General features: G+C 42.8%; 18 protein-coding genes. 8 read left to right on the forward strand and 10 right to left on the reverse strand.

Annotated features, from left to right (window positions below; translation table 11 throughout):
- The first annotated feature begins 75 nt into the window (after positions 1–75).
- Genes sapA through CHJ_RS08725 form a run of 5 tightly spaced genes read left to right on the forward strand, consistent with a single transcriptional unit; the run spans position 76 to position 5,320 of the window.
- Positions 76–1,698 carry an ABC transporter substrate-binding protein SapA gene (sapA, locus tag CHJ_RS08705; protein ID WP_171754374.1) on the forward strand — a complete coding sequence of 541 codons (1,623 nt, stop codon included), beginning with the start codon at positions 76–78 and terminating at the stop codon, positions 1,696–1,698.
- Positions 1,698–2,660 carry an ABC transporter permease gene (locus CHJ_RS08710; protein WP_171754375.1) on the forward strand — a complete coding sequence of 321 codons (963 nt, stop codon included), beginning with the start codon at positions 1,698–1,700 and terminating at the stop codon, positions 2,658–2,660. Before sapA ends, CHJ_RS08710 begins: the two co-directional genes overlap by 1 nt.
- Positions 2,647–3,534: an ABC transporter permease subunit gene (locus tag CHJ_RS08715; protein WP_171754376.1), complete on the forward strand. Its 888-nt coding sequence runs from the start codon at positions 2,647–2,649 to the stop codon at positions 3,532–3,534. Before CHJ_RS08710 ends, CHJ_RS08715 begins: the two co-directional genes overlap by 14 nt.
- Complete coding sequence (locus tag CHJ_RS08720; protein ID WP_171754377.1) at positions 3,534–4,529, forward strand: oligopeptide/dipeptide ABC transporter ATP-binding protein; 996 nt, start codon at positions 3,534–3,536, stop codon at positions 4,527–4,529. The genes CHJ_RS08715 and CHJ_RS08720 overlap by 1 nt, the downstream gene beginning before the upstream one ends.
- On the forward strand, positions 4,526–5,320 hold the full coding sequence (locus CHJ_RS08725) for an ATP-binding cassette domain-containing protein (RefSeq protein WP_317917474.1): 795 nt from the start codon (positions 4,526–4,528) through the stop codon (positions 5,318–5,320). Before CHJ_RS08720 ends, CHJ_RS08725 begins: the two co-directional genes overlap by 4 nt.
- Before the next feature lie 59 nt (positions 5,321–5,379).
- Here the strand turns inward: CHJ_RS08725 and CHJ_RS08730 are convergent, their stop codons facing one another.
- The 6 genes from CHJ_RS08730 to torE all read right to left on the reverse strand — a co-directional run bounded on the left by CHJ_RS08730 (position 5,380) and on the right by torE (position 12,347).
- Positions 5,380–6,219: a substrate-binding periplasmic protein gene (locus tag CHJ_RS08730; protein WP_317917475.1), complete on the reverse strand. Its 840-nt coding sequence runs from the start codon at positions 6,217–6,219 to the stop codon at positions 5,380–5,382.
- Between the two features lie 230 nt (positions 6,220–6,449).
- Positions 6,450–6,830: a DUF2750 domain-containing protein gene (locus tag CHJ_RS08735; RefSeq protein ID WP_171754380.1), complete on the reverse strand. Its 381-nt coding sequence runs from the start codon at positions 6,828–6,830 to the stop codon at positions 6,450–6,452.
- A 69-nt stretch (positions 6,831–6,899) separates the two neighbouring features.
- Positions 6,900–7,805 (reverse strand): manganese-dependent inorganic pyrophosphatase, encoded by a 906-nt coding sequence (locus tag CHJ_RS08740; RefSeq protein WP_171754381.1) that lies wholly within the window; start codon positions 7,803–7,805, stop codon positions 6,900–6,902.
- A 657-nt stretch (positions 7,806–8,462) separates the two neighbouring features.
- The gene (torA, locus tag CHJ_RS08745; protein WP_317917476.1) at positions 8,463–10,925 is read right to left on the reverse strand and encodes a trimethylamine-N-oxide reductase TorA; all 2,463 of its coding nucleotides are present in this window, start codon (positions 10,923–10,925) and stop codon (positions 8,463–8,465) included.
- Between the two features lie 19 nt (positions 10,926–10,944).
- Positions 10,945–12,129 carry a pentaheme c-type cytochrome TorC gene (gene torC / locus CHJ_RS08750; RefSeq protein WP_171754569.1) on the reverse strand — a complete coding sequence of 395 codons (1,185 nt, stop codon included), beginning with the start codon at positions 12,127–12,129 and terminating at the stop codon, positions 10,945–10,947.
- Between the two features lie 41 nt (positions 12,130–12,170).
- A complete protein-coding gene (torE, locus tag CHJ_RS08755; protein ID WP_171754570.1) occupies positions 12,171–12,347 on the reverse strand; it encodes a trimethylamine N-oxide reductase system protein TorE in 177 nt (58 codons plus the stop codon).
- A gap of 497 nt (positions 12,348–12,844) precedes the next feature.
- Between torE and CHJ_RS08760 the strand changes: the two genes are divergently transcribed.
- From CHJ_RS08760 to CHJ_RS08770, 3 genes are all read left to right on the forward strand, one after another.
- Positions 12,845–13,636 carry an ABC transporter permease gene (locus CHJ_RS08760; RefSeq protein ID WP_171754571.1) on the forward strand — a complete coding sequence of 264 codons (792 nt, stop codon included), beginning with the start codon at positions 12,845–12,847 and terminating at the stop codon, positions 13,634–13,636.
- Positions 13,637–13,818: 182 nt separating this feature from the next.
- Positions 13,819–14,052 (forward strand): TIGR02647 family protein, encoded by a 234-nt coding sequence (locus tag CHJ_RS08765; RefSeq protein ID WP_171754572.1) that lies wholly within the window; start codon positions 13,819–13,821, stop codon positions 14,050–14,052.
- 1 nt (position 14,053) lies between these two features.
- The gene (locus CHJ_RS08770; RefSeq protein WP_317917477.1) at positions 14,054–14,902 is read left to right on the forward strand and encodes an NAD-dependent epimerase/dehydratase family protein; all 849 of its coding nucleotides are present in this window, start codon (positions 14,054–14,056) and stop codon (positions 14,900–14,902) included.
- A gap of 192 nt (positions 14,903–15,094) precedes the next feature.
- Here CHJ_RS08770 and CHJ_RS08775 read toward each other — a convergent pair whose 3' ends face one another.
- From CHJ_RS08775 to CHJ_RS08790, 4 genes are read right to left on the reverse strand one after another with little or no spacing between them, the layout of a single operon-like run.
- Positions 15,095–16,351, reverse strand: coding sequence for a sensor histidine kinase (locus CHJ_RS08775; protein WP_317917478.1), 1,257 nt, complete (start codon positions 16,349–16,351; stop codon positions 15,095–15,097).
- Positions 16,348–17,019: a response regulator transcription factor gene (locus CHJ_RS08780; protein WP_171754575.1), complete on the reverse strand. Its 672-nt coding sequence runs from the start codon at positions 17,017–17,019 to the stop codon at positions 16,348–16,350. Before CHJ_RS08780 ends, CHJ_RS08775 begins: the two co-directional genes overlap by 4 nt.
- Complete coding sequence (locus tag CHJ_RS08785) at positions 17,000–20,104, reverse strand: efflux RND transporter permease subunit (RefSeq protein WP_171754576.1); 3,105 nt, start codon at positions 20,102–20,104, stop codon at positions 17,000–17,002. Before CHJ_RS08785 ends, CHJ_RS08780 begins: the two co-directional genes overlap by 20 nt.
- Positions 20,101–21,216 carry an efflux RND transporter periplasmic adaptor subunit gene (locus tag CHJ_RS08790; RefSeq protein WP_317917479.1) on the reverse strand — a complete coding sequence of 372 codons (1,116 nt, stop codon included), beginning with the start codon at positions 21,214–21,216 and terminating at the stop codon, positions 20,101–20,103. The genes CHJ_RS08785 and CHJ_RS08790 overlap by 4 nt, the downstream gene beginning before the upstream one ends.
- Positions 21,217–21,370: the final 154 nt, after the last annotated feature.

Raw genomic sequence — 21,370 nt, forward strand, 5'->3', positions numbered from 1 at the left:
GACTAAGTAAAAAGTGGTAAATTAGCCAGTTCATTAGGCGAAAGCCTATCTTTTGAAATACGAACAGTTTCTTCTATGAAAGCATTTATACAGTTTACTTTAAGCATCTGCGGCTTAAGCTTATTATCCGGTTGTGGAGAGGTTCCAGAACAAGATAAAATTCGAGAGCAAGGTTTTGTGTTTTGTGGCCAAGAGGGAGCCCCCAGTTCATTTAATCCTCAATTAGTGGATAGCGGTATCACCTCTGAGACGTTAAGCCCGCAAATCTTCGACTCGCTGCTTACCCTAGATCCTGATAGCCACAAGCCAATGCCTAGTGTTGCAACCAGTTGGTCCAGCAATGATGATGGAACAGAGTATACTTTTAAGCTAAGAGATAATGTCTCTTTTCAAACTACGGATTGGTTTACCCCCAGTCGTAAACTCAATGCTTCCGATATCGTATTCAGTTTTAATCGCATCATCGACAAACAGCACCCGTTTCACGAGGTGGGTAATAGCGGCTACCCTTGGTTTACAGGTATAGACTTCACAGGACTGGTGAAAAAGGTTGAAGCTATTGATGATCACCAAGTGAAGTTTGTCCTCAATCATGCAGACAATACGTTTCTATCTAACATTGCGACTACCTACTCCGTTATTCATTCCAAAGAGTATGCCGATCAATTACTTGAATCCAAGAAGAAAAACAATATCGACTATAAGCCTGTAGGTACTGGTCCATTCTATCTGGATGAGTATCGTTCTGGAGATCTGGTACGCTTAAAAAGGCACAACGACTATTGGCGAGGCAAGCCAACGATTGGCCAAATTGTTTTTGATATTTCTTCTCGGGGTACTGGCCCTTTAGCGAAACTGTTAAGAAATGAGTGTGATGTACTAAACTCACCCATTTCTAGCCATATTCCTATTATCAAACAGCACCAAGAACTTAAGCTGGATATTAAGTCATCAATGAATGTCGCATTCATTGCTATCAATACTAAGCATAAAGCGTTGCAAGATGTTCGAGTAAGAAAAGCACTCAACTTAGCCGTCAACAGAAAGAATATTCTCGATTCGGTCTATTACGGAACAGGCGAGCAAGCGTATTCAATACTTCCTCCTAATTCATGGGCCTATCAAAAAGACACCGTTCATGTACGTTATGACCGAAATTATGCCATCGCATTGTTAAGAGAAGCGGGATACCTAGACGATTTACAGCTAACGATGTTAGTGCCTTTAGAGCCGACGGCCTATAACCCTAGCCCAAGAAAAACAGCAGAGTTAATACAAGCGGCATTTTTCGATATTGGGGTCACCCTTACCCTTTATACTGGCGACCAGTTCGAGCGCTCAGAATTAGGTAAGCAGAGTAATTTCGACTTACTCTTAACAGGCTGGAGTGCCAGTACTGGTGACCCTGACAATTTCCTTCGTCCGCTACTGTCATGTAACGCTGAGCAATCAGGGCTAAATGCGTCAATGTGGTGTAACTCAGATTTTGATTTCTTGCTCGATCTTGCTAAAGAAACTAACCAAATTCGCTACCGGATCAATCTCTATAAACAGGCGCAAAACATAATGAATGAAGAGGTGCCTGTCATTCCATTAGCCCATGGCGCACAATTTCAAGCCTACCATAAGTCGCTGCAAGGATTTGATATTAGCCCATTTAGCTCTCAAAGCTTTCATAAAGTAGAAAGGACGAAATAATGTTTAATTATACCGTTCGCCGATTCAACCTATTTGTTATTACGCTATTAATTCTTACTATGATTGGTTACAGCATTTTGCTGCTAGACCGTTCATCTGTATGGCATGACAGTAATTTTTGGGATGGCTGGTTCCAGTACATTAAACATCTTGTTCGATTAGATTTTGGTGTCAATAATCAAGGCTTCCCTATTATTGATGAACTTCTAGTTGTGTTCCCTGCAACGTTAGAACTCTGTCTATTTGCTTTTGTTCTTGCTCTATTTGTTGGTATTCCATTGGGAACACTCGCAGGGATGAGACAGGGAAAAAGCATTGATACATTAATCTCTTTTATTTCCATGACAGGTTACTCAGCACCACTGTTTTGGGTCGCTCTATTAATGATCATGTTCTTCTCTTTGCACCTGCAAGTGTTGCCAGTTTCTGGTCGATATAACCTACTATACGAAATTGACCACGTTACTGGCTTTGCCATTATCGACGCCTTTATGTCAGAAAGAATGTATCGTGCAGAAGCGTTACAGAGTGTACTATCGCATCTCATTTTGCCCTGTTTAGTTCTCGCTCTGGCTCCAACTACACAAATTGTCAGATTAATGCGAGCCTCTGTCGCGGAAGTCATGAGTCAAAATTATATTCGCGCCGCACGGATCAAAGGTTTATCTAAGTATGAGATTGTTACTCAACACGTCATACGAAATGCATTACCGCCAATTATTCCTAAGTTTGGTTTTCAGCTTTCCAGCATGCTGACATTTGCCATAATCACAGAATCTATTTTCAACTGGCCCGGTATAGGTCGCTGGTTACTTAATGCGTTAGCAAATCAAGATTACGCGTCTATTCAAGCGGGAGTTATTGTGGTGGCAACTTTTGTATTGTCAGCCAACATCTTGTCCGATCTTATTGGTACCATGGTAAATCCACTGGTAAGGAAAGAGTGGTATGTTAACAAGTAGTATTTATCAGGAAGAGCACATACCGACACAGTTTGAACGCTTTGCTAAAAGCTTTAAGCAGAACAGTTTAGCCATGTTTGGCTTATGGTGTCTGTTGTTGATCATTATCATCACTCTTGCGTCACCATGGATAACGCCCCATGACCCGCAACTACAGACCGGCGATCTATTAGTACCACCATCATGGAACCATCAAGGTAGCGTCGAGTATTTTCTCGGCACAGATGATCTAGGTCGAGACATTCTGTCACGCATCATCACAGGCTCGCAGCTAACCTTTGGCGCATCGATTGTCATTGCCGTAATATCCGCGGCAGTTGGCTGTACTATCGGTATTCTGGCCGGCATGACCAGAGGATTACTCTCCAGTACATTGAATCACCTATTTGATACAGTAATGTCCATACCTTCATTACTGCTCGCTATCATATTTGTTGCCTTTCTTGGTATTGGCGAATTTAATATTTTATTAGCGATATGTTTGGCTCTCATACCTCGCTTTATTCGATCTCTTTATACCGCTGTTCATGGCGAGCTAGAAAAAGATTACATCATGGCAGCAAGGCTAGATGGAGCGAACAACTTTTACCTTCTTACTAACTCTATTTTTCCTAATATACTCTCGGTGATTGCAGCAGAATTTACCATGGCGATTAGCATAGCAATATTAGATGTAACCGCCTTAGGCTTCCTCGGACTAGGCGCTCAAGCACCAAGTACAGAATGGGGCGCGATATTAGGAGATTCAGTGGAACTGATTTATCTGGCTCCATGGACGGTGACACTTCCCGGAATGGCAATTCTATTTACCGTCGTTGTCGTAAACCTTGTGGGTGAAGGCGTACGACAAGCACTTAATGCGGGGATAGAATAATGCCGCTATTAGACTTTAGACATTTGACCATAGAAATTGAAACCCCTCATGGTCTGGTAAAAGCCGTGGATAGAATGAGCTTAACCATTCAGGAAGGTGATATCCGTGGTTTGGTTGGCGAATCAGGTTCAGGTAAAAGTTTAGTGGCTAAGGCCATTGTTGGGATATGTAAGGAAAATTGGCGCGTAACCGCAGACCGTATGCGGCTTGGAAATGTGGATCTGCTACAGTTGACGCCCAAAGAGCGGCGACGTGTTATCGCAAGAGACGTGGCGATGATTTTTCAGGAACCCTCTACCTGTCTTGACCCTTCAGAAGCGGTAGGCCATCAACTGGCGGAATCTATTCCATCCAAGTCCTTTAATGGCCGTTGGTGGCAACGAATCAAATGGCGTCGCAAACAAGCTATCGCACTTTTACACAAGGTGGGCATTAAAGACCATCAGCGCATAATGAGCAGTTACCCTTATGAGTTAACCGATGGTGAATGCCAGAAAGTCATGATTGCCATGGCCATTGCGGCAAAACCGCGTATCTTGATTGCGGATGAACCAACCAATGATTTGGACCCCATTACACAATCTCAGATATTACGATTATTGAGTCGGATGAATCAGGTAAATAATACAACAATACTGTTGATTGGCCATGATTTGACTACCATCACTCAGTGGGCAAACCGTATAACGGTCATGTATTGTGGCCAATCGGTAGAGTCGGCTGCCACTGAGCAGATTTTGAGTTCACCTAAACATCCATATACCGTTGCACTGCTTAAGGCAATGCCTGACTTTAGTGAGGATATTCCACACAAACAGAGGCTACAATCTCTACCCGGCTCTATTCCACCGTTGCAGCACCTTCCAATAGGTTGCCGACTTGGGCCCCGCTGTCCGTACGCTCAGCGCCAGTGTGTTGAAATCCCCTATTCGAAAAAAATTAAGAATCATAAGTTTTCTTGTCATTTTCCATTGAACACGGAGAAAAAATCATGAGTGCCTTGCTTGAAGTCGACCAACTCTCTAAGCGATTTACTACTCGTTCAGGTTTATTTGGCAAGAAAATTCAGCAAGCGGTTATGCCTGTCAGCTTCTCGCTTGAAGCGGGAGAGACCATAGGATTTATCGGACAAAATGGTTCGGGTAAATCAACGCTAGCGAAAATGTTAGCTGGGGTGGTTGAACCGTCAGCAGGCGAGATACGTGTTAATGGTGAGAGATTGGAGCACAAAGACTACTCAACCCGTTGTAAGTTGATTAGGATGATTTTTCAAGATCCAAACACCTCACTAAACCCTAGAATTCAGATTGGTAGAATACTAGAAGGGCCATTGAAACGTAATACTGAAATGTCTCCTGAAGCGAGAATGAAAAGAGTTAAAGACACCTTAGCTCGCGTAGGCTTACTACCAGAACACGCCTACTTCTATCCGCAGATGCTTGCGGCAGGACAGAAACAGAGAATCTGCTTAGCAAGAGCACTGATATTGCAACCATCCATCATTATTGCAGATGAGGCACTTAACGGCCTAGATATGGCCATGCGTTCTCAGATCATTAATTTGTTTCTTGAGTTGCAAGAAGAGATGGGCGTGTCGTTTATTTATGCTTCGCAACATATCGGTATTATTAAACATATAACCGACAAAGTTATGGTTATGCATGAAGGTGAAGTTGTGGAGTATGGTTCTACCAAGAGTGTTTTGAGTTGCCCGCAACATACCGTTACACAACGATTAGTAGAGAGCCATTTTCATAAAGCACCTAACTATAAAAAATGCTCTTAGCAACCGGAGTTATCACATTAATCGTGCAGTCAAAATAAGTTGGCTGCATTAGCTTCTGATCACTCTAATCGGTTAATCACTACGTTCTCAGCCAAATAGATAAGTTCTATATAGTCACTATATATGTTCTCTAGCGTGCCATCACGCCACATGGACTCTAACTTCTCGTTAACTTGAGTAATAATCTGCTGTTTATCTTGTAAATCTGATGCTTTGGAAAAGAGTAGATAGGCAGGATTAGCTTCTTGAATAGGGATATCAAGCACCGATATCTTAGAGGATAAGCCTTGTTCATTCGCCTCAAAAAGGCCAACAATTTTATCATTGATATAGGCATCTGCTCGGCCAGCCAATAACACCTTAAACCCCGTGCTTGCAGACTTCACCTCAATCACTTTTATAAGGCCCAGTTCTTTGGCGTGGTCAAAATCATCAGAAACACTATGACCTCGCGTTATCGCCACGGTTTTACCAAAGAGATCGGATAGCTGACGGAAAGTAAATGTTTTACTCCTATCCGTAAAAACCACATACTGACCGATACGCATAGGCAGAGCTGAATAGTATGCAAACTCTTCTCTTTCGATGGTTTTAAATGCCGCGAACAGCCCATCTACACGACCCGTTTGCACCTCATTTAGTGCCCTCTTCCAAGGTAAACATTCAATCTGATACTCTCTTCCGACTCGTAAGAAAAGCTCTTCGATTATGTCGGAGTATAGCCCTCTTGCGACTGTGCCTTCACACCAGATAAAAGGTTTAAAATCCAATGTTGCGAATTTTACCGGCTGCTGGGCATTTGCTACTAAAGAGATGAACAGCAACAGTATAGCGCTAACTCGAATGCCATAGTTTTTGATAATTATATCCTTATAAAAATCATCATCAATTATATTCAAGTAACCTCGATATGCTTGTTCTACGAGAATTTATTGGCTTCTGATCAAGGCACTGATTTGAAAACATAGTCATTCTACGGCAAGAAACAGCAACACCGAGCAAGGACCAATTAAACTCGCCCTTTGAGAGCTGAATCCTGCACCTTGAGGTCACTTGATTATAATATTCAGATTAGACGACATTGAAAAATATGCAATACCGCCTAACGAGACTGAATCAAAGCTACTATTTATGATTTCTTCTTCAATTCAAATTCGAACTCATCAGGATACAGTACCACACCCTCTTCGTTTAAATTTGGAAACACCACCACGGCTAACTCATCATCTTCCAAACCCATTGTCCAGCGGCTCTGCCACTTGGCTAATGAGATAGACTCAGCAACACACTCTTTCCAATCCCCTGTTGCCCACTGCTCGGCAAACTGACGATTTGGCCAAACAGGAACCGCATCTTCATCATCGGTGTTGAGCATAACGCAGCCATGTTCATCTTTTAATATCCAAACCTGTCGATTTGAGGTTATCTCTTTGATGCAATAGCGAAAACGAGCCTCACTATCCATTTTATTAATGTCATCGATTTTTTCTTGCGTTAGCTCTGTGGTCATCACTGCCTCTCATAAAAAAGGCGAAGGAGCTAAATAACCTTCGCCTAATACATCAATACGTTGTTCTAGCTATACCAGCTCAGCTTGCAGCCAAGGCCAGCCTTGTTTCTTACGGCTTAGAGTATCCGCCATCATCAACATGCCTTGCTGTTCATGTTTCACTAGTTTCTCAGCCCACTCACCTTTATACAATAAACGTGTTGTCGCTGAAGTAATGTCAGTTAGCATCACCGCAGCAAAAGCTAATCCTTCTTCGTCACAACGACGCTGAAGATCCGCTTCCAGAGCTTCAATCATACCGTCCACTTGTTCAAGCGTCGCCAGCTCTACTTGACCAACAACCACTTGACGCTCATTAAACGGATACGCTTTAAGGTCTTTTTCAACCAGCTGTGCCGCGGTTAATCCTTCAATATTTGTTTTTGCGATCAGTAGGTTTTTAATAAATGCGTCAAGATCAGTGACACCCGCATAACCCGCTAACTCCGCCACTGCATCCTTATCTTTATCGGTGCAAGTTGGAGAAGCAAAACCAACCGTATCGGAAAGAATCGCAGACATCATTAACGTCGCAAGCGGACGAGTAATTTCCACTTCTTCCATCTTAAATAAGTTAAATAGAATTGTGCAGGTACAGCCTACAGGCCAAATCCATGCTTCCAAAGGATTCACTGTCATCACATCACCAAGGCGGTGGTGGTCAACAATACCTAGAATTTCTGCTTCATTCACATCATCCGGTGCTTGAGCAAGGTCAGAGTAATCCACTAACCAGATTTTCTCGCCAGCAACACCCGTGCACATTTCCGGCGCTTCCACACCAGCTTGTTCAACAATATATTGCGTTTCTCTATTTAACGGGCCTTGGCGAACTGCTTTTGCTTCCAGACCACGAGCTTTCAATAATTCAGTAGCAACAAGAGCGCTACAGATACTATCACTATCAGGGTTCTTATGACCGACAACTTGAATCATGTTTTTTCCTATACATGTCTAATTATAGTTCTACTAGCAATAACCATCGCTGTATCACATTTTATATCAATATGGGTGAATGATAGTGCTTAGAACACCATGATACAACCCTGTTTCTATTGGGTGTTACTTTACCTGATTTATTTATTTTGTCATCGCGTCAGAACAGTTTTTAATTAATATACTCAAATGACCTCAAGGTGCTTGTTCAGCGAGAATTTATTGGCTGCTGATCAAGGCACTGATTTGAGGGGGCATAGTCATTCTACGGCAAGAATCAGTAACACAGAGCAGGAGCCAATAAAACTCGCCCTTTGGGAGCACATCAACACGCCCATTTCTGCGTCAGATAATCTTGAAAGGGAATGCCATTCCTTCAATTATCTTTCTTGAACTGAACTTGTTGATGTTGCTCTGAATCCTGCATCTTGAGGTCACTTGAGTATACTTTAGTGAGACGAGCGCTTCGTTAACCATCAAACGCTTTCTCAAGGCAGATGCTTTTGATTAAACAACAATCTTTGTTTTATCAAGAACAGAGTGGATAGGCTGACCGTTATACTCAAACATACTTGAGTATATTGCTAAAGCATAAACGACAAAAAAAATGCCAGTCACAAGACTGGCATTTTTGCTTTAACAGTTATCTGTTAACTCTTATTTAGTCACCATAATTGGACCGCCAAATGCCGTCACTGGTGGTACTTCACCTTTGAACTTCTCAAAGTCAACCAGACAAGTGTTCGCTGATGTCGCTTGAGCAAGCTCAGAAGATGGAATATCTTGAGTCAATGTGTTTGGATCGCCATAAGTATCAATCGCACCAATCTTCTCATTTAGAGGACCGTACCAAGCACCTTCTTCAATACGTACCACACCTTGAGCATAGCTATCAGTTACAACTGCACCTGCTAGTAATTGTCCACGGTCATTGAATACACGAACTAGGTCACCGTCTTTAATACCTTTAGACTTAGCATCTACAGGGTTGATGTAGATTGGCTCACGACCTTGTACTGCATAAGTTGCACGCATCTCTTCAGACTCACACATTTGCGAGTGAAGACGCTTATCTGGGTGACAAGATTGCAACCAGAATGGGTGTTTCTTAGAACCCGGACCGCCGTGTGAACGCTCAGATTTTTCGAACCACATTGGGTGCTCTTGACAGTGATCATAGCCATAGCCTTTGATCTTACGGCTTGAAATTTCAATGAAGCCAGATGGTGTACCAAGTGCATTCGTTTCTGGATCATCACGGAATGCCGCATGGCGAACCCAAGGTTGACCTTTACCAGCGTCAAAGTAGCCTTCACTCCAGAACTGGTCAAACTTAGGCAGTTTAAATTTACCTTTGTTCGCTTTAACGCAGTTGTCGTATAAGCTGCGAACCCATTCCATCTCGTTCATACCGCGAGTGTATTCTGCATCACGACCGAAACGCTTAGTTAGGTCTGTCATAATGTCGAAGTCACTACGAGATTCAAACATAGGCTCAATAAGTTTGTTCATCGCGATAACACCGCGGTTAGAGTATGAGCCATAACCATCGATATCATTACGTTCAAACTGTGTACATGCAGGAAGTACGATATCAGAGAAACGACAGCTAGCTGTCCATGCAAACTCGATAGTCACTACCGTTTGTAGAGTTTGGAATGCTTTCTTCATGCGGTTGCGATCTTGGTGATGATGCCAAGGGTTACAACCAGAAATTACCATCATTTTATAGCCAGGAAGATTAACTTTGTTACCGTTGTAGTTAATTTCTTTTCCTGGTTCTACTAGACAGTCAACCCAACGAGCAACAGGGATAGTTGAGCTGTGGCCGTTAAAGTCTTTGTTGTCCCACTTAGGTGTTGTACCTTTATCAGGGTTGCTTGGGAAACCACCAGGCATAGCAAAGCCAGTTGATGGAACACCAATTGAACTGTAGTGGTGACCATAAGATACACCGCCACCTGGAAGACCAATTTGACCAATCATCGCCGCAAGTACAGCACCCATCCAGTATGGTTGCTCACCATGTTCTTGACGTTGAATACACCAACCAAATAGAAGCTGTGTACGGCCTTTAACTAGAGTACGAGCAAGTTTGCGAATATCTTCCGCACTCATACCTGTAATTTCAGCAGCCCACTCAGGTGTTTTTTCTACTTTGTCTTTTGTCTCGCCGTTAACATAAGCGATGAACTCTTCAAAGCCTAGACAGTATGTGTCAACGAAATCTTCATCATAAAGTTCTTCTTTATACAATGTATGAGCAAGTGCCAGCATTAGAGCAACGTCTGTTTGCGGGTTAACATACATATGTTCGTTGTTTAGATAACGCTGTGTTTTGTTCTTAACTGGGTCGATAGAGATAACATTAATCTCACCTTTCGCCACTTTATCTTTAAGTTGCTCTAGATACTCATAAGATTCGTGAGTTTCACATGCCCAACCAACCTGAAGGTTTTTCACTGGATCGTTTGCCCACATAACAATGTTGTCACTGTTTGCTAAGATCTCAGTCCAAGAAGTTCCTTGCGCGTATACTTCTGTTGAACCTAATACGTATGGTAGTACTGTTTGACCAGCACCTGTTGAGTAGTCACCCACTTTCTTAATGTAGTTACCATGCATTGCAACAGCGCGACGCATATGGTTACCAGCTGAGTGGAACTGACCCGTTGTACGCCATCCTGTTTGACCAGCATGAAGCGCCCATGGACCGTAATCTTTTTGTACACGCTCTAGTTCGTTATAGAAGAAGTCTAGTGCTTCGTCCCAAGTTACACGAACAAAACGGTTGTTACCGCGTGTATCCGCAGCGTACTTATGTTTTTTCAGCCAGTCTAGACGCACCATTGGGTAACGTACACGTGATGGGCTGTAGATAATCCCTTTGATACCGTTTAGCATTTCAGTTGGATACTTATCCAGTTCTAAAGGTTTAATTTCTTCAACCTTATTGTTCACTACGCGAGCACGGAACGCGCCCCAGTGTGAACCAGATGTTTTCCACTCGCCTGCATCTGCTGCATTGGCAGTTGCTGACATAAGTAAGCTTGGACCAATTACCGATGCAGCACTTGTTGCCGCCGCACCTTTAAGAAAGCTTCTTCTTGTAATAGTCATAGGGTACTACTCCTTTAACTTAATGATGACCTTCAGAAAAATCTGAAGAATGTTTTTGTAAATATTTTAAAATGAGTGTTTCACTGTCTTTATCAAAGTTTACAAACGCTAGCATTCCGTTAAACATGCTAGGCCATGTATTAGTGTCAAAGTGACCTTCTTCTGGCTGTGTATGACAAGTCGAACAGTTTGATTGATATGCTTCTTTTGATTCATCCCAAATTAGGTCAAAAGAGTTGAGCATATCGGCTTTTTTCAGCCACAGTTTGGCGGTAACACGCTGCCAAGGAAGACCCGTTAGTTCATCCACTTTCTTCTCAAACTTCTCGACAACGGCTTTGTTCTTAGCGGTCTTTTTCTCTAATGTCGCAGTAGGGATATTCATACCAAAGTCTTCTTGAATAACTCGAGCAAACCCACGTGCTTTACGCCAGCCAGCAATTTCGATTTGAACGATATCACCTTCGTTAGCAATCACTTTTACCGCTGAAGCTGGTGCTAGAGTACCTGCTGGCTTCTCCATCTTTTCATCTTCAAACAGTGGCAAGTATTTGGTGCTGACAATGGTTTCACCAACTGAGTAATCGGTATTTTTGGCTTCTTCCGCTAATTTCTGCGTCATTGCGCCGGCACTATTCATACCTTCCGGCAGTTGGTGAGCGATGCCTTTATGACAATCAACACAACTTTGGTCTTTTTCTGCAGCAGGAATCATCGCGGTTTGCGCCGCTTTGGACATGGTATCGAAGTCCATGGAGCTATAGTTGTGGCAGTTTTTACACTCTAGTGAACCGTTAGCACTGAAACGGTCCCATTCGTGTTGTGCTAGCTCTAGACGACGCTCTTCAAATTTTCCAGCTTCATCGTAGTTGCCAAAAATTTGTGCATAGACCTCTTTCGACGCTTGCATCTTACGAGCAATTTTGTCTGTCCAGTTATGAGGAACATGACAGTCAGGACAAGTGGCACGTACTCCAGAGTTGTTCTTCCAGTGCACAGTCTCTTGCAGCTCTTTATAAACATTGGCTTCCATGGTGTGGCAGCTAATGCAAAATTCTTCGGTGTTAGTCGCTTCTAAAGCAGTGTTAAAACCACCCCAGAAAATTACACCCGCAATAAAGCCGCCTAAAGTAAGTACACCTAAACTTATGTGCACTGCCGGCTTTGTCATCGTGGTCCAGATACTTTTGATAATGGATGTCATGATCGCTTCTCTAAAAAATTAAAATCAAAATAGGTACAAAATTAACCATGAGTCCCAGGAGGGCCCATAAATAAAATTTGCATTATCCAAATCAGAAATCCGTATCCTCCAACAAAAGCAACGCTTAAGATTGGAAAAAGAACAACAGTAATTAGCAAGAACGATTTCCATTCCAAAGAACGTTCTTCCTGCCCACTACTTTTATTAACATTACTCATACATTTACCTGTTATGTAATTAGTTCATTCCGGTTAAACATGAAAAACACTGAATTACTTTACCTTTCTTTACAGAAATTCTAGACCACATAATTTGTGTGGTTCAATATAAGAACCTTGCTTTAGAGCCCTTATTTACTGGTTTTTTGATATGGAACGGAGATGTGTTTTAATAAGATTTAATGTGAAAAAACATGAACAGATGTGTAAAATTAATAATGTTATCAATATGTATTAATTGTTATTAACACGTATATCTTTGCACTATATTGGTACGATTATTCATCGCGAAAAGTTTTTAATTTGTCTCAAAAACAGTCAATATTTACGTTAATAAAATGTAAAATGCGAGCTAAGCCTCATATATATGGAATATCGATTCTCTGGCTTCAAATGGCGTTTATGAACTCAAGACATTGATGCCGTTTTAAATGCTGCCTGTTCGGGGCATTTAGGGTTAAGATAAATAACAACCACTTAGAAACATGAGATGACCTATGCAGTCTGCTATTGATATAACTTGGCTTCAGCTGGCTTTATTCTCAATCACACTCGTGATCCCGCTAGCAATAAGTCGTTACTATCAGCTACAAATGAATCGAGAGATATTGATTGCAACGGTGCGAATGGCCGTTCAACTTACTTTGGTGGGTCTCTACTTACAGTTTGTTTTCGAGCTAAATAGCGTAGCACTGAACATTACTTGGCTGGTGATTATGGTCTTGATAGGTGGAAGTGCCATTATCGACAAGGCCAATTTGCCGAAAAAACGGTTGATGATTCCGGTGGTATCCGGACTTTTCATCGGTCTTCTCCCCGTTATCTTACTACTCTGCTTTTATGTTATTGAACCAAGTCCTTGGTACAGTGCGCAGTATTTAATCCCCATATCGGGAATGTTGTTAGGCAACAGCCTTAGCGGAAACATTGTTGCTCTACAAAACTTATACGATGCATTTGAACAGAGAAAAGACGAATACCATGCGGCTTTATCACTGGGAGCGTCCGTTAAGTATGCATCAGTACCTTTTGTCCGTACTGCCATGCAAAAAGCCCTTGCGCCCATACTAGCGTCAATGACAACCACAGGGTTAGTCACGCTGCCTGGCATGATGACCGGTCAAATTCTTGGAGGAGCAAGCCCCTTGCTCGCGATCAAATACCAGTTGGTCATTATGATCGCCATCTTCGTTATGATGAGTATTTCTCTTACTGTCTCTTTGCAATTGAGCATAAAACAGACAATCACAAAAGAGGGCAAAGTACTGATAAAATTTATTAAAAAATAGCTTGCACTTTCTCTATCCCGAGAAAATCAAGCTTAGCAGAGTTTATCCACAGATAATGTGGATAAACTGTTTTAAAACTGACCATTTTAGTCAAAGGTAACAATTCTGGTGATTGTTGCTTGTTTCACTTGATAGAGCGCTTTATGGTTTTAGTTAGAAAATAACTACTTTGAGAACACAGCATGAAATATAGCCAAGAAAACATCGCAGAACTTAACCTTCTTCTTCAATTTGATATCAGTAGTTCTGCAACAGGTATTAAAGTTCATCAAGAAGCAGCAGCCGAAATGAAAAGTGCTGTGGCAAGTCTATATAGCAAAGGACTATGTACCATGCCCGACGGCGGTTATCTTACTGACGAAGGAATAGAAATGGCAGAACTGGCAGATAAACTGCTACGCGTAATTTCAGCTTAATATGTCAGGTGCTATAGCCATTGTTGGTGGAGGCTGGCTCGGTCAGCCTTTAGCCTTATCTATACAGCAGCAAGGAGTACATCCGGTATACGTCACTCGCACAAGCGAGCAAGGTGTTAAAGAGCTACAACATGCGGGCTTAAATGGCCTCTTGCTCAAACTGCCATTCACCAATCAAGATCAAACCTCTCAATTTGTTCAATCGCTAATAGAAAAAAATGTTTCCACCATTATTGGCAGTTTCCCGCCGGGGTTTCGTAAAGGACAAGGTCAACAGTACTTGTTACAGTGGCAAGCTCTTATTGAAGTGGCAAAACAAGCCAATATAGATAATGTGATTATGGTCAGTTCAACAACAGTTTATCCACAGGTGTCAGGCACAGTCAAAGAGGAAGATGCCACTCTTCAACTGGCAGCCAATAACGCACTATTCTCCGATAATGCTCGTACCATGTTGGCAGCAGAACAAGCCTTAATAGAGTCGACATTGGGATATATGATTGTTCGCTGCTCGGGGTTATTCGGACCAAATCGACATCCGGGAAGGTTTGTCAGTAAACTAAAATCGATCAGCAGTGCAGCACCTGCCAATATGCTACATTTACACGACGCCATTGGTGTTATTCAGTTCGTACTCTCTCGTGTAACCCATCAGATCATCAATGCCTCTTCTCCTGCATTAGTCTATAAATCCGAATTTTATCAAACAGCACTCCAGCAGTATGATGCCACTCTTAATATGCCGGAAATAACAACGACAGCAGACAAGCAAATATCTTCACAGAAGCTACAGCAATCTGGCTATCATTTTGTTTACTCTAACGCTATCGATGGCCTTCAGCACTGCTAAGGTGTCATCATTTAATAAGTACCAACTTCATCCGAGATACTCTCTTCATTACGGTCTGTTGGCCTTTCGAAACTATTTTTGCAACAGGTGCTTTATACTGCGTGATAAGTCGTTTACATAGAGTAACTATGCGGCTCTTCTCATGCCTTGCTCAAACCGCTTTCAGATGGAACAAAATCTGTTCTCGAAAATTCAACAGACTCTTGTAAATATCACCTCAACCTGCACCTCTTGTTGTGAATTTTGGTAACAGAACCTCCAGCCCTGCTTGGCACAAATGCGTTTGACCAACTCAAGTCCTAAACCAAAACCACTAGAGTGGTCACCCTGATAAGAACTGTGGTTGGACACGGTAACCGTCTCATCCGAAACGAATATACTGATCTCACCCTGCTCTGCATACTGAAAAGCATTACGGATTAGATTGCTCATCACGATTTCTATTAAAGCGGGATTAACGAGGCAACTCCCCTCACCTTTAATGGAAACACTTAATTGCTTGTGCTGCTTTAAATAATCAAGTCGTGTTATTAACTCCTCGCTCATTTGTCGCAATGAGACCGACTCAACCTCCAACTCTTCTTTTGATTCTCGTGCTAACCACAAAATCGTTCGACTGAGAGTCGTCATATTTTCAACCGCATGCTTTGCTCTATTTAAAGGCCGGGATTCGCCAATTTGTTCATCGAGCGTATCCAAACTGGCCTGCATTATAGCGAGTGGCGTTCTTAACTCGTGGCTGGCATTACGTAGAAATTGGGTTTCTCTCTGATTATAAGCGCTAATCCTCTCAACAGCTGACTCCAGTTGCTCCGCCAAGTCATTCAGCTCCTCATAATCATAAACAGACTTTGGCTGCTGCTGCTCCGTGCCCAGTTTTTCCGCCCACAGTTTTAGATGAACAAACGGCTTTCCTAAACTTCTCATCCACCAGGCAACCAACGCAAAAAGAAGCAGCATAAATACCGCGATGGCTATCAAGCTTTGCATAACGATTATTTTAATGTACTTCTCAAAGTAGCGTTCAGAGTACTCACTAGAGTACTCTCCTAACCAATAGATTATCTCTCCAGACTCGAGTGGAAGCTTCATCAACTCAAGGTAGATAAGCTCGCCATTTAGTTCAGCTTCCTTACTCTCGGGTTTATTCAAAATAAGAGTATCGGGGGATTGATATTCTGTTTTTACATACTCAGGCAACTTCTCCCAGTGACGATAAACGTTAGAGTTAGACAGCAAAGACACCTCTACATCAGTAAGTTCATTTTGCTGTTCTAACTGACGAGATAAGCTGATCGCTTCAATTTGAATATCGACATCTGCAGCCGTATCAATACCGAAAATGTACTGGACCGTAATAATGCCAACCATGAAGACAACCAATATTGAACCAAACATGATCAACTTTCGTGACAAGCTTTTCTGTAAAGATACCGCTTTTCTTTTCATTGCTGTTCCTTCAACTGAATACCGGAGTTGATGCGCGTATGCAGCAGTGGGGTTTGATAGGGCTTATCCAGCACTTTTCTTAATCGACTCAACTGAACTTTAAGGTTGCTAGAGTCGGGATCACCTTCCGGCCAAATCAACGCTTCCAACTCTTTTCTTGGCACCACTCTTGGGCTCTCTTTCGCCAGATAGAGCAATAATTGCCAGCCAACAGGCGTCACCTTAATTAAATCCCCTGCTCGGCGTACCTCTTGAGAAGGAATATCGAGTACTAAGTCAGCGATAGTGATCGTCTGTTGATTTCTTGCACGACTTCGCTTTAACAACGCCTCAATTCGTGCCCACACCACTGGCATTGGACACGGCTTTACAACAAAATCATCTACCCCACTGCGAAACCCTGCAAGCTCATCTTCCATGGTATCGTAAGCTGTCATCATTAGTACCGGCGTTTGGATATACGCTTCTCGCAACAGAGAACAGACTTCATAACCGTCCATCTTTGGCATATTCACATCAAGAATAATCACATCAGCACTCTCTTGTTTTGCCAGCGCCAAACCACTTGAACCGTTATAGGCGAAGTCACACTCCACTCCTTTTAGTTCAAAGTAATCCGCTAATGCCGCAGAAAACTCACTATCGTCATCAATGATCAATACTTGCATCGTTTAGCCCCAGTTCTTGTTTGCGCTCTTTAGTCGCGAGCTTATCTTGCACATCCACCACTATCGCCAGCAATACCGGAATCAGTATCAAGGTAATACCGGTTCCAAATAGTTCACCATAGGCTAAAGAAACAGCCGCAGGAATAAGATATTGCGCTTGTTCCGAAGTCTCTGACATCAACGGATATAAGCCTGCAAATGTCGTTACGGTTGTTAAAAATATCGCCCTTAATCGAGTGAGTCCAGTTTCAACCAATAACTTGTGCAGTGACGCTTTACTTCGCCCCACCCTGCGCTGTCGATTAAAGCTACTGATTAATACTAGGCTATCATTTACGATAACTCCGGCTAACGCCATCATACCGAGAAATGACAACATACTTAATGGGATCCCCAAAGCTGCATGCCCAAGAACGGCACCGACAAAACCAAACGGAATCACCGACATGATAACAATAGGTTGAACATAACTCTTCAGTGGCACTGCCAGCAGTGCGTAAATAGCGATCAATGAAATGATCAATGCTTTCTTGATATTTTCTTTCGATTTTTTGCTCTCTTCCAGCTCACCCGCTTGTTTAATCACTAAGTCAGGCCAACGCAGATGCATTTCTTTAAACGCCGAATGCGAGAGGTCGTCATATAAATATTCTGCAGACGTTACCCCTTTATCAACCTGAATGGTGATATTGGAATATTGGTTACCATTTTTACGAATAATTTCGCTGCGCTTATATTCAAAGTTCACATCGGCAATCGCGTTAAGAGGAAAAGCCTGCCCTTTATGGTTTCGTATCTGTACCAAGTTTAGATCCAGTAAAGAGTCACGAAACTTCTTAGGAAAACGAATTTCCACACGAACTTCTTCATTTCCTCGTTGCATTCTCTGCACCTCTAAACCACCAAACTTATTGCTAAGTTGATCGGATAGATTCCGCTGGGTTAACCCCAACTGCTTTGCGTGTTCTTTAAGAGTGAAGCTAAGTTGAGGCACGGTACTTTTTAAGTTGTCTCGTACACCTAGCACACCATATTGTTGTTTAATTTGCTCAATCAGATATGTTTTCGCTCTCTGTAACACGTCACTATCACTATGAATAAGCACGAGTTGCATGTTAGGCGTGGTGCTCCCTTCCGAGGTTCCGAAATTCACATTCCACGCGGCAGGAATGTCTCCCACTAGAGTCCGCCAACGATTAACCACCGCTTTTGGCCCTAACGTTCTCGTCTCTTGCGGCAGCAACTCCGCTTCCACCGAAATGGTTTCATCACTGACGATTATCAATAGTTTTTCTATTAATGACTGACCAGCTTCGTTGTTTATCGTTTCAGCGGCACTGCGAATCAGCTCGGCATTTTTCTCCACCAGCTCAAGAGGAGTATTGGCATGATGGGCGATATTAATAGAGACAAAATCTCCGGGAACCTCAGGGAAGAACACCGTTCTTACCACATTCTTTTGTACTAAGGTAAAGCTGCCAATTAATACGGCAATGAAAAGCACAATAACAGAGTATCTATGCTTAATTGACCAAGAAAGTACCGGAGCATAAATCCGTTTTCCAAACGCCTCTAGCGTGTTATTAGCGACACGCTGAACTCTGTTCTGCTCACCCACCCGGGTATGCGCTAAATGAGCCGGTAAGATCAGTTTGGATTCAACTAATGACATAAATAGAGCGGCGATCACCACCCATGCAAAACCTGAAAACAGTTTGCCCCACTCACTGCTTATTTGAGTCATTGGCATAAAGGCGGCAATAGTGGTTGCGATACCAAATATCGTTGGTATGGCAACAATTTTCACGCCTTGTTCGGTGGATTGAATCGCGGTAAGGCCGCTCTTCTTCGCCTTCATTCTGTTTGAATAAACGCTCTCTCCCACTACGACAGCATCATCAACCAAGATGCCCAACACCAATATAAAACCAAAGGTGGTGATTTCATTGAAGGTATAGTTGAGGAATCTTTCTCCCATAAATACAAATGTTCCAGCAATGGCAACAGGCAAGCCAGCAGCCACCCAAAGAGCCAATTTGGTATCAAGAAACAGTGCCAAGAGCAGGCTAACTAGTAATACCCCTTGCAGCGCATTGCTTTTTAACAAATCCAACCGCTGATCAATATAGCGACTAGTATCTGCCCATACGGTGACTTTAATATCATCAGGTAGCTGGGGCTGAATCTTTGCTAGCACCGCACTAACTTCTTCACTTATCTCTTTAACATCACTCTTATCTCCAGCCATGACTTCTATGCCCAAAGCTGGTTTGCCATTAAAACGAACTTTAACTTCATGTTCGGCATAGTTATCTACGGATTTTAGAACATCTTTTATTCGAACGGCGTAACCATTCTCGGTGGTTTTAATAATGACATCTTCATAATCTTTGGCGTAGTAACCTTGTTGATCGGCACTTAGAGTTAGGTTGCCGGATTGTAATTTTAACAAGCCACTTTTGCCGGTAATGGAGAAGCGATTTACCGCTTCAGATAGATCCGCAAGAGTGAGTGCGTAAGCTTTGAGAGCAAAAGGGTCAACTTCTAGTGTGACTCGGCTATGCTCTTCTCCCCAACTTTTCACCTTGCTGATACTCGGCTGAGAGAGAAGGCGTTTTTTCACCTGTTTTAATACTCGTTGTCGAGTATTAATATCTTCGCCACCATAAACTTGAACGATCAAAGCAGAGAACTTAAAGGCTTCCTGCTCTATCACCGCTTTCTCTGCTGCGGAAGGCCAGTTTTCAATCGCATCCAATTTTTGACGAATAGCGACGGTCAGTTTGTCTAGTGGGTAGTTGTCGGTTCTCACGACTTGAACATAACTATTTGAACGACTTGAAGAGGAAAAAATGTCTTTTACCCCATTGATGCCTTCCAGTGCCCTTTCTATCTTTGACGTTAAACCTTGATCAACCTGCTCCGCTGTTCTGCCAGAGAAATAGGTAGAGATACTGATGCTATTTGCTGGAAGCTTAGGAAATGCCTCCGACCTTAATCCTGTTAACGTCAAATAGCCGGATACCAGTATCATCACCATTAGCAAATTGGCAGCCACTGGGTTTCTCAAGAACCAACTCATCATTGTGCAGCTCCTTCGATAGCATCTACTCTTGCGCCTACTTTCAAGCCATCATGACTGTATTTCACGACTCTTAGTGACGAGTTCTTAGTTGAGGTGACATAGATGCTACTGTCGTTCGCGCTCAGTATTTGTGGCTTCCAATTGCCGAGTCTGTTTTGCTCATCAACGTACCAAACCAGACCCGATGGACTCATCGCTGTTTTAGGTATTTGTACCGCGTCAGATCGTCGCTTTCCTTGTAGAGTGACTTCAACAAACATCCCAGGTAAACCGTCGCTAAGCTCTAAGTAGATAAACCGCTGTCGGCTAAGAGGATCAATAAAGCCCGCTTTTCGGATACCTGTTACTTTTATGCTCTGTTGCTGTTGAGTGTTAGCCGATACAGCCTTAACTTGAATGTCATCAATAGTTAAACGCTCCGGCAGAACTTGCCACTGCTTCTCAGTCAGTGCCACCGCCACTTCACGGACACCAGCGTTAAATAACGTTAATAACGCTTGTCCGTTTTGAATCGCTTCGCCGGGATCAATACTACGCTTTGCAACGATAGCGTCATAAGGGGCATACACTTTGGTAAATGATAGTTGCAGTTTTTTGTTCGCTAGGTTTGCCTGCGCCGCTGCGACATCCGCTTTCGCCTGCGCAACCTGTGGTTCTTTAAACACGATGGAAGAGGTTGGTTTTCCCTTGTTGCCTGCTAATTTCCAGCCCCGTTTTGCTGCCGCCATTTTACTCTCTGCGATAGCTAGCGCGGCCTGTGCTTGTAGCAAACGTGCCTTCGCTTCTTCGACGCTCAATTGATAGCGAGAAGGCTCAAATGAAGCAAGAAGCTGCCCTTTTTTAACCTTGTTTCCTTGCTCCAGACGAGAGTCAATAAAGTCAACTCGGCCTTGAACTTGAGCAACAATATCAGTTTGCCATTTCGCTTTCACTTCGGAATAAAGGGTCATTTTTTTTCTTGCGGTAACTAATGAGGCCTCCACCACTTCAGTTGTGGGCAGAACCCGAGCTTTACTCTCTCCTTCCTGCCACTCCACTGGAGAGGTAAACCAGAGATAACTCGCCGACAACACCAACGAGGCGACGATAAAAACAATCACTTTTTGCTTCATTTATAGACCTTAACCGTTCCTACTAGATTGGCGAAAAGTCTATATCAATGGGAGTAAACATCACGTTAACGAGGGGCTTTGGCTATGGTAGAGAAGAGAGCTACAGCAGAGAAAACGCGGCAACCAAGACAAATAAAGAGTGGCAGAGAAAAAC

The sequence above is a fragment of the Vibrio sp. MACH09 genome, from assembly GCF_033238805.1.
Classification (GTDB): Bacteria; Pseudomonadota; Gammaproteobacteria; order Enterobacterales; family Vibrionaceae; genus Vibrio.